Genomic DNA, 8,570 nt, shown 5'->3' on the forward strand with positions numbered 1-8,570 from the left:
CTCGCTTTGCACACAGCCAGGCGCCTTGCGTCGACTGACGCTCACTTAAATATTTCTTCCAGATTGACCATGCAAAGGCCCGGGCTCAGCTCCGGGCTTTTGCCTTTCCGGCTCAAAGCGCCGTGAGCGGGCGTTTCGACCTTGAAAGGAGATTTCCATGGCTAGCAAGACAATGACAATTGCGTTTACCCGCGGTGGTATTATTCCGGCAAGACATGCCCCAGGAGGCAGGGACAAGTCTGTGCCCCCTCATGAGCCGGTCAAGGTTCCAGAGGTCTACGGCAAGCACCTTGTTGCTGACAAATTCGCCTATGTGCCGACCAAAAAGAAGGCTGCAGCCAAGGATGCAACCTCTGGAAAGGCAGGGGTCTCAACCAAGCCAGTCAACGCTTCAGGGGCTCAGGGTGCATCGGACACCGAGAAGGGGCTCGATGCCGTAAAGTCCGCCGTCACTGAGGCGGAAGGCGCGCTTGCCAATGCTGAGACGGACGAGGCCAAGGCTGCTGCACAAACGATCCTGGACGAAGCCGTCGCTGCGCTATCAGACGCTGAACAGGCCTTGATTTAAACGCTGTGTCTCTTGTCAACACAGCCCTCCGGTCTCGCCTGACTTCCGCAGTCGACAATGTGTTTTCTGAACGGCTCGAGGTGCGGTTCTGGAAGGATGGGCGGGAAGATCCGGACCGCCCAACCCTCGAGATCTACGCGCCATTGCGGACCCATGACGAACAGACCAGCAATCTGTCCGGAGGCAAGGGGCGGGGCTGGAAGACAGACATAAGGGCAGGCGGTGCGCGGATGAGGATCGACCGTGCGGTCTATCCCGATCTCTTGCTTCTTGGCGGGGAAGAGGTCGTTGCGCTGGACCGGGAGGGTGAACCAGCCTTCGAAGTACTGTCTGTCGATGCGCGATCGCATCTGAGGCTGATTGTGGAGCTTGGAGACAAATGAGCCTTTGCATGATGGCTGCCCGCTTGATGGCGGTTCGAGCGCTCCAGGGGCGCACACTTGTCGATGAGAATGTTCTGGACAGTGAGATCGGGGCTTTAAGTCTGGACGAACGCGGGCAACTTGCGGTGTCCAAAAGCAGCCGGTTCATAGCTGTCTATACCGATGAGGCTGACGCTTCGCCCGGTCAGGATGGAAATCGCCGATTTCTGGAAAACGGCAAGGTCGTGTTCCGATTTGAAATAGGCATCACCAGCGCCATGGTGATTGAGGAAGATGATCCAGATCACCCGGGGCGCAAAATGCAGTCTGCAGTTTCCGGGATACCCTTCACCGACGGTTCCTCGGAAATCTATCTTGATCTTGTCGATCGTCAGGTGATGAGCGCGTTGATGGACCCAGCCAATGAAGCTGCGGACATATTCCGTGGCCTGTCCGGCAGCTTGCTAAAAATAGACCGGCAGCGGGCGGCTGGGAACGATAGCCATCAACGCATTGCCGCGCGCCAGATTGCGCTCACTTTCGAGCTGTTGAGCGATCCAGCGTCCGAAGAGCAGATACAGCCAAAGACGCCCTTTGGCCGGTTTCTGGCGATGCTGGAAGCTGGGACAAATGATGATCAGCGGCTTGCCGGTCTGATCCGCGCAGAGGTTCATCCCGGCACAGACGATTGGACTTCAACTCAGGAGCGCCTCGGGTTGGCCAGGAGTGAACTTATCGCGCTTGGCATAGGGCCGAATGTTGAGGGGGCAGACGAGACGCTAGCTGACATCTTCGAGATTGCGGTTGAGCGGCATGGCACGGAGGTTGTCGACTGATGTACGAGATTATCGTGGGCATGAAGCTCGATTTTGAAATGCTGAAGACGTCGATGGGAAACGCGCTGCGCGTTGGACCGATCGCTGACGTTGATCCCCAAAAAGGATACCGGATCAAGCTGGCAGAAGGCGACGACGGTCCGGTCTTGTCACCTTGGTATCCGCATCCAGAATCGGGTGGGCAGACCAGATCATGGGTTCCCCTGACCAAAGGGCAGGTGGTCGGGGTTATGCATCCCCATGGCGATCAGCGTCAGGGCGTGATGTTCCGGGCCGGGTTTTCAGGGCAGGCGCAACCGCCAAGCGTGGATCTCGCCGCTAATATTTTGAAGGCCTTCGGCATCACCCTCACCATGAAAGACGGGAAAGTCACGCTTGAAGGCGACTTCGAGGTGAAGGGCAACGTCCGCCTGGTCGGAAATGTCGACTTTGAGGCCGGACATCTCCTGCACAACGGCACGAATGTCGGTGACACCCATGTCCATAGCGGTGTTGTGCCCGGCGGCGCCGATACCAAAGAACCGCACTAGGGAGCTTCCCATGGATAAGAAAACCTATTTGGTCGAACCGGGCTTTGATGTTGTCAACGGTATGCCAGTCCCGGCAAATCGGCGGGTCAAGCTAACCAATGGCGAGGCCATGTTTGATCTAGGCCTTGGCCGAATTCGGCCTTTGGAGCGCAAGCGCGTTCCCAAAACCACCGAGCCTGTCGGCGAAGAGCTGGAGACTTGAGGCTTGGCCGGCATCGACCGAACCACGTTCAAGGTCATAGATAATCTGAGTTCAACGCTTCAAAGCGTGGAAGTGATCCTCTCGACCCGAATTGCCTCAAGAGTCATGCGCCGTGAGTTCGGTGGAGGCACCGTGGAGCTGTTGGGCCGTGCGATCACTCCGGCGTTGCTGACTGCGTTTGTTCAGTTGGTGGGTGTGGCGATTGACTTGTGGGAGCCGCGCCTGAATGTGCGCCGCATTTCTCTCAGCGGGACAATTGATGAGGTGCGGGCCGGGAAGGCCGGTTTCGTGTTTGAGGCTGACTATCGGCCGAAGGGGCATCTCGGTGACCTGACGGTCGAGCGGGTTCTGTCGTTTTCCTACAATTTTGCAACCGGCGGTGCTGCGGTTCTCTAGGAGATGTCTGTGATCGATCTCAGTCAGTTACCGGATCCGGAGGTGATCGAAACTCTGGATTACGAGACCATTGTGTCTGATCTAAAGCTGGATCTAAAGATGAGGCTACAAGCACTTGATATTGATTGGGATGTTGATGGTCTAGAGACAGACCCTGCGGTGATCCTTCTGGAAACTGCAGCCTATCGCGAATTGCTGCTACGCAATCGCATCAACGTTGTTGCGCAAGACCAGATCCTTGCCTTTGCATCAGGTAATGGCCTGGATCATCTGGGCAGTTTTTATGGCTTGAATAGGATTCTTGGCGAAGACGACACGAGGTTTCAGGAACGGATCCAGCTTGCAATTGTCGGACGCTCGCCTGGCGGAACTGAAGACCGCTTTCGCGGCATTTGCCTTGGCGCGTCTCTAGCAGTTCGTGATGTCGCCATTTGGACCGAAGGCAGAGATCCAACGATCAATGTTGGTGTGTTGTCTACTGACATTGGCGGGGCAGCGGATGCGGCCCTGCTGGCGACTGTCACTGAAGCCCTTGAGGCGTCCTCCGTGCGGTTGGTGTCCGACCGCTATGAAGTAACGTCAGCGGTGCGAAGGACCGTCGACGTTACGCTTGACATCCGGATCTCGCCGACAGCGTCATCGAACCTGCTGGGCGAACTCGCAGACCATATCGTTGCAGCACGGGAACAGGAAAACCTGCTCGGGCTCGACCTGACGCGCGCCTGGCTTTCGAAAACGGCCATGGTGTCGGGTGTCACCAACGTGACTGTTGTTTTTCCCGTAGCGGATGAAGTCGCTGGTTCAAATGAGGCCATCGCGATCGGCAACGTGACAATCCAGGACGGCGGACGCGGCCGATGACCGATCAGCTTTTGCCGACCAATGCCACTTCATTGGAAACGGCGGTCGAAGCAGCGTGTGACCCGACCAGCCGGGTGACGCCAGGAATCGAGGTGATCTCGGGCTGGAAGCACTCCCTCAGGCCACCGGATCTGTTGCCGTTTCTTGTTCATGAATACGGCTTGGATATCCTGCTGCCGTACTTGGACAATCTGTCCGATATTTTGAACCAGGGCCTGCCATGGTCTCGCGCTCGAGGCACGCATGATGCGGTGGCCCTGGGCCTCGCAATGACCGGCTATTCAGGTCTCCTGGTCGATCCGCCGGCGCGGCGTCTGGCTTGGGCAGAATTCCAGATCCTTCTGGATCGTGTGCGTGATGTTCCAGCTGATCTCGATCGGATTTCCGGTCTGGTTGATCTAAGTGTTCCAGTGCGTTCCACCTTTCGGCGCGGGGTTCACGGTTATGATTTTCCTGCAGCCGAGACTGGTTACACGCGCCTTGGCGACTGCATTGTGGGTGATGATAGCGGGGTGCATCTCAAGCACGGTGCGCCCAAATGGTCGTTTGGACGAAGCCATCAGGTTGAGCACACGCTAACCGAGGCAGACTTAACCGCACTGGGTATCTGGATACCTGACGTTCCGAGCGAGCAATGGGTGGACATGGATTTTCCATGGAACACGGCTGACCTCAAGTGGAGCGAAGATGTTGAATTGGCGCGGCGGGTTTCCTTCGGGGCTGCGCTTGCTGCAATGACGTGCTGGCTCCGTTTTGCCGATGGTGAGGGTGCAACCATCGGCTACCGCCTCGCAGCTTGCCGGAGTGTGGCGGTTGGACTGAATGGCTATGCATTTGGCTCTGATTTTTACACGCCAAGTCTGACCAGTCCGATTGGGGTTCATGTCTTTGCTCGCACTGATTGGGGCGACGGTTTCAGCCAAGAGGCGGCAAGTGTCTCAGCTGTTTTCGGGGCTGATGTTGCAGACCCATCTCGGCCAGGGGCGCTTTGGTTAGACCCGGCCGGCCTCTCCGGCGGCACAGAAGTCGCCAGCTATCCAATTTCAATTGTGTTCGGCGAGACAATCCGCGAGCACGTCCAGTTTCTAATGAGGTTCTAGAATGGCCTTTGAGCACATATCCGGCCTGCCTGCGATCTATGATCGGACGCCAAGCGCTCCTGAGAACCGCACTGGCATGTTGTTTGCCGAGGGCCGTTTCCTTCAAGGGGCTGATCTCAATGAATTGCAGGGTCTGTTTGGGCGCAAAACGGCTGCCCTCGGCAACATGGTCGCGGCAAACGGAAACCGGATTTCAGGCGCGGAAATCACCGTTGCGCTCGACATTGATGCCGATAGTCCAGAGGTCGTGCCTACGACGGCAAGTCTCATTTTGGCATCTGGGCAGATCTATGTTGGTGGGAATGTTCTTGCCGTTGAGCCGGCTCAATTCGATCTGGTGTCGATCGCGGGCGACGTAATTGTCGGTGTGCGCAAGGTGATCGATTACATCGATTCAGATGCGGATGAGACTTTGCTCGGTCTGCACGCTGGGGCGGCGTCGGAGTTAGAGCCGGGGGCAGTACGAACAGAGGAAAAACTCGCCTGGGCTATCCTGAATGATGGTGGCAGTGGCGAATTCAGCCAGGTTTACCAGGTGAGCAACGGAACCGTTGTCGACCAGACCCCGCCACCAGCGCTTGAAGGCATCCTTGAAACACTGTCGCTCTATGATCGGTCTCGTGGCAACTATATTGTCGCCGGAAGCCAAGTCTCAGCGCTTGGCGAGGATGGCGATGGCAATCAAGTCTATTCCATTGCAGCTGGCTCGGCCAATGTGCTCGGCTTCCGTAAGACGCGTGAAACGGCCTTCATTTTTCGCCAGTCTCAGAACCCTGAACTTGAGCTTGTTTCTGCGGAAGTGCACACATATTCAAGTGATGGTGGGTCTGCTGTTGTAACCGTCACCAGGCCCCCAATTGAAGCGGTCATTTCTGCTGTCGTTACAAAACGAGTAACCGAGAACGTGGTGCGTGGATCTGTTCCCAATGGGATGGACGAACTCCAGCATGCGTCGGTCATTGCGATCGAAAGTGTCACGCAGGGCGCGACCACTTTTGATCCTGCGACCTATGAGAAGTCCGGCGACAATATTTCGTGGGCCGCCGGCGGCGCTGAGCCAGATGACAGTTCGACTTATTCGGTCACCTACACCTATTTTGCGCCGGCAGATTCCATTGCATTCGACAACAGTACGATCACGCTAACGGGCGGGGAGGACGGCGAGGCGGTGCTGGTGACATATCAGTCGCGCATTCCTCGAAAGGATATCCTGTGTCTGGACGCAAATGGTGTTCCTCAGATTGTCGAGGGGGTGTCTGCCCGCAAGGGGGCGTTGTCACCATCTGAGCCTAGCGGCCATCTGAAACTTGCGGAGATACATCACGACTGGTTCGAGGCGCCTTCGATCGTCAACAACGGCGTCCGGGTTCTGACCTACGACTATATCAGCGACATGTTCGCCTTATTGTTGAAGGTTGCGGATCAATCCAACAGGACAGCTTTGCAGCAATCAGTGCCCGATGCTGCCTCTGTTTCAGCCGATGGCTGGTTCACTGATAGCTTTCTTGATGACAGCTACCGCGACGATGGCGTTGCCCAAAGTGCAGCAGTCATTCAAGGGACTTTGCAGTTGCCGGTTGTTCAGGTGTTTGTGGAGCAGTTCGGTGGTTTCGAAATGCTCGATTACGTCGAAGAGGTGATCATTAGCCAGCCTCTGGCCACGGGTGACATGAAGGTCAACCCTTATGCCAATTTCAATCCCATGCCGGGGGATTTGAAGCTCAATCCAAATGCGGACTTTTGGACAGAAACGCAGACGGAGTGGACCTCGCCAATCTCTCGTGAGTTTACGGCCGCGCCAGACCAGTCTCCAGAAAGCACCACCATTACGGAAGAGGTGAGCCAATCAACGCAAGAGGCTGCGTTCTTACGGCAATTGGATATTGATTTTGCGCTGTCCGGGTTTGGCGTGAATGAAGAATTGGAAAGTCTGATCTTTGCAGGCCGCGACGTCACGCCAGCACCTTCGCTGATCGCAGATGCAAACGGCCAGATTTCTGGAACGATTGCAATCCCGGCGGATGTGCCGACCGGTAGCCACACAGTTGATGCGCTTGGTTCTGCTGGCAGCTTCGCCCGCGCGACTTTTGTTGGTGAGGGCGAAATCACAACGGAAGTCATGCGCCGGGTTACCCTGGTCACCGTCACCGCGCCGGATCCAGTGACGATTGTGAATGTCACCAATGTCACCAACGTCACCAACACGGTGGTGACGCAAAGCTCGAGCCAAAGTGAAGGGCGGGGCAGCGAGGGCAGTGGCACAAGCGGCGATCCGCTTGCCTGGACGTTTGTGCCACCACAAGACAGCTTTAACTGCGGCATCAATTTTGAAATTGCTGTTGTTGGCGAGCAATCCAATGGACTGCGGGTTCAGCTGGCCACGACCTTGAATGGTTATCCGACGAACGAAGTGCTGGCTGATTGTTACATCTCGATGATTGGAGTGGCTCCTGGCGATACGATCCAGGCCCGTTGGGATGCGCCGGTGTTCACGTCTGCGTCGCTTAAATATTGCGTCGTCATCATGACCGATGATGCAGACCATGCGATCAAGATAGCCACTTTGGGAGAGGTGGTGCCTGAGACCCAGCAACGGGTTGCTTCGCAGCCCTATACGGCTGGAGATCTGTTTTCTGGATCAAACCGGACGACTTGGGTCGCGCATCCTGATAGCGACCCCAAGATCGAAGTGGTTGCGGCCAAGTTCACGCAAGCTGAAAAGTCAGTCTTGCTCTTTGAGGGCAGCGTACAGGCAATCACGGATCTGCTTGTGCGTGGCGCTGTTGAATTGCAGACCACGGACGTCGGGTTCCGCTATGAGCTGGAACGCGAAGACGGTCAGCGCATTCCACTTGCGCCGGGACAATCTCTTGAGTTCTCCGAGTATGTTTCGGAGACCATTAAACTTCATGCGATTTTGACAGGAACGCAGTGGGTGTCGCCCATGCTCTATCCAGGCACGACCCTTGTTGGCGGGCAATTGCAGACGGCCGCGGAGTATGTCTCCAAGGTGTTCCCGATCGAGGGGGATAACTTCTTCCGAGCGCTGTATGACCGGCAACTTCCGGCCGGTGCGTCTGTTTCCGTCGATGTGGATGCGGCAGACGGCAACTGGACTGCGGTTCCAGTCGTCTCTAACCGATCACTGTCCGGTGGTTGGATTGAGCCCAAGCATCAACTTGCTTTCGTGGCACCTAATGGCGGACGGGTGAAGCTGACGCTGACCGGTACCCCGGCCGCCCGTCCGTCCATCGCACGCTTGCGCGTTTACAGCTATTAAGAGGGAAGACCAATGGCAACGGACGCCCGCACCAGCGAGTTCAGTATCGAGAAACCGCACATTGACAACACGGTGGCGGAAGATCTCGCCAGGTTGATCACGGCGCTCGACAAGATCGATGCCTATCTAAAGGCAAATGCAGATGCGATTTCTGGAAAGTCCGATACGGGGCATATCCACGATCTTGAGGCGGTGTCAGGCTTGCCCGCCCAACTTGCCGATATTACCGCAAGCATCAGTGAGCACAATCACGCTCTTTCCGGCCTTTCGGACGTCGATGCGGCGGGTCTTACTGAAGGCATGGTGCTGCAGTACCTTGCCGGCAAGTTCAAAGCGGTCACGGCCAGGGCTGAGTACTTCGCAATCACAGCGATTGCGGGACTGGCGGCAAATAACGTCCAGGATGCCTTGCAGGAAATTACAGCGGCGGTCTCC

9 protein-coding genes and 1 pseudogene are annotated in these 8,570 nt (G+C 56.5%); all 10 read left to right on the top strand.

Going from position 1 to position 8,570, the window contains the following annotated elements:
* The first annotated feature begins 157 nt into the window (after nucleotides 1-157).
* Nucleotides 158-568, top strand: a complete 411-nt coding sequence (locus tag ABJZ52_RS15255) for a hypothetical protein (RefSeq protein WP_348187711.1) — start codon at nucleotides 158-160, stop codon at nucleotides 566-568.
* 5 nt (nucleotides 569-573) lie between these two features.
* Complete coding sequence (locus ABJZ52_RS15260) at nucleotides 574-951, top strand: hypothetical protein (protein ID WP_348187709.1); 378 nt, start codon at nucleotides 574-576, stop codon at nucleotides 949-951.
* 8 nt (nucleotides 952-959) lie between these two features.
* Nucleotides 960-1,766 (top strand): hypothetical protein, encoded by an 807-nt coding sequence (locus tag ABJZ52_RS15265; RefSeq protein WP_348336486.1) that lies wholly within the window; start codon nucleotides 960-962, stop codon nucleotides 1,764-1,766.
* A complete protein-coding gene (locus ABJZ52_RS15270; RefSeq protein WP_348190302.1) occupies nucleotides 1,766-2,296 on the top strand; it encodes a baseplate assembly protein in 531 nt (176 codons plus the stop codon). Before ABJZ52_RS15265 ends, ABJZ52_RS15270 begins: the two co-directional genes overlap by 1 nt.
* Nucleotides 2,297-2,306: 10 nt before the next feature.
* Nucleotides 2,307-2,498 (top strand): hypothetical protein, encoded by a 192-nt coding sequence (locus ABJZ52_RS15275; protein WP_348190305.1) that lies wholly within the window; start codon nucleotides 2,307-2,309, stop codon nucleotides 2,496-2,498.
* 3 nt (nucleotides 2,499-2,501) lie between these two features.
* Entirely contained in the window at nucleotides 2,502-2,894 is a 393-nt protein-coding gene (locus ABJZ52_RS15280; RefSeq protein ID WP_348190308.1) for a GPW/gp25 family protein, read from the top strand.
* A 3-nt stretch (nucleotides 2,895-2,897) separates the two neighbouring features.
* The gene (locus tag ABJZ52_RS15285) at nucleotides 2,898-3,755 is read left to right on the top strand and encodes a baseplate J/gp47 family protein (protein WP_348190311.1); all 858 of its coding nucleotides are present in this window, start codon (nucleotides 2,898-2,900) and stop codon (nucleotides 3,753-3,755) included.
* Complete coding sequence (locus ABJZ52_RS15290) at nucleotides 3,752-4,855, top strand: phage tail protein (protein ID WP_348190314.1); 1,104 nt, start codon at nucleotides 3,752-3,754, stop codon at nucleotides 4,853-4,855. Before ABJZ52_RS15285 ends, ABJZ52_RS15290 begins: the two co-directional genes overlap by 4 nt.
* A 1-nt stretch (nucleotide 4,856) precedes the next feature.
* Nucleotides 4,857-8,135 carry a DUF4815 domain-containing protein gene (locus tag ABJZ52_RS15295; protein ID WP_348190316.1) on the top strand — a complete coding sequence of 1,093 codons (3,279 nt, stop codon included), beginning with the start codon at nucleotides 4,857-4,859 and terminating at the stop codon, nucleotides 8,133-8,135.
* A gap of 12 nt (nucleotides 8,136-8,147) precedes the next feature.
* Nucleotides 8,148-8,570, top strand: a pseudogene (locus ABJZ52_RS15300) (hypothetical protein); the annotation flags it as partial.

This window comes from Roseibium sp. (assembly GCF_039982295.1).
Lineage (GTDB): Bacteria > Pseudomonadota > Alphaproteobacteria > Rhizobiales > Stappiaceae > Roseibium.

What these genes read in the sequence shown, in the direction of transcription:
- ABJZ52_RS15255 (WP_348187711.1), top strand. Translation starts at nt 158, where the DNA reads ATGGCTAGCAAGACAATGACAATTGCGTTTACCCGCGGTGGTATTATT.
- ABJZ52_RS15265 (WP_348336486.1), top strand. Translation starts at nt 960, where the DNA reads ATGATGGCTGCCCGCTTGATGGCGGTTCGAGCGCTCCAGGGGCGCACA.
- ABJZ52_RS15270 (WP_348190302.1), top strand. Translation starts at nt 1,766, where the DNA reads ATGTACGAGATTATCGTGGGCATGAAGCTCGATTTTGAAATGCTGAAG.
- ABJZ52_RS15275 (WP_348190305.1), top strand. Translation starts at nt 2,307, where the DNA reads ATGGATAAGAAAACCTATTTGGTCGAACCGGGCTTTGATGTTGTCAAC.
- ABJZ52_RS15285 (WP_348190311.1), top strand. Translation starts at nt 2,898, where the DNA reads ATGTCTGTGATCGATCTCAGTCAGTTACCGGATCCGGAGGTGATCGAA.
- ABJZ52_RS15290 (WP_348190314.1), top strand. Translation starts at nt 3,752, where the DNA reads ATGACCGATCAGCTTTTGCCGACCAATGCCACTTCATTGGAAACGGCG.
- ABJZ52_RS15295 (WP_348190316.1), top strand. Translation starts at nt 4,857, where the DNA reads ATGGCCTTTGAGCACATATCCGGCCTGCCTGCGATCTATGATCGGACG.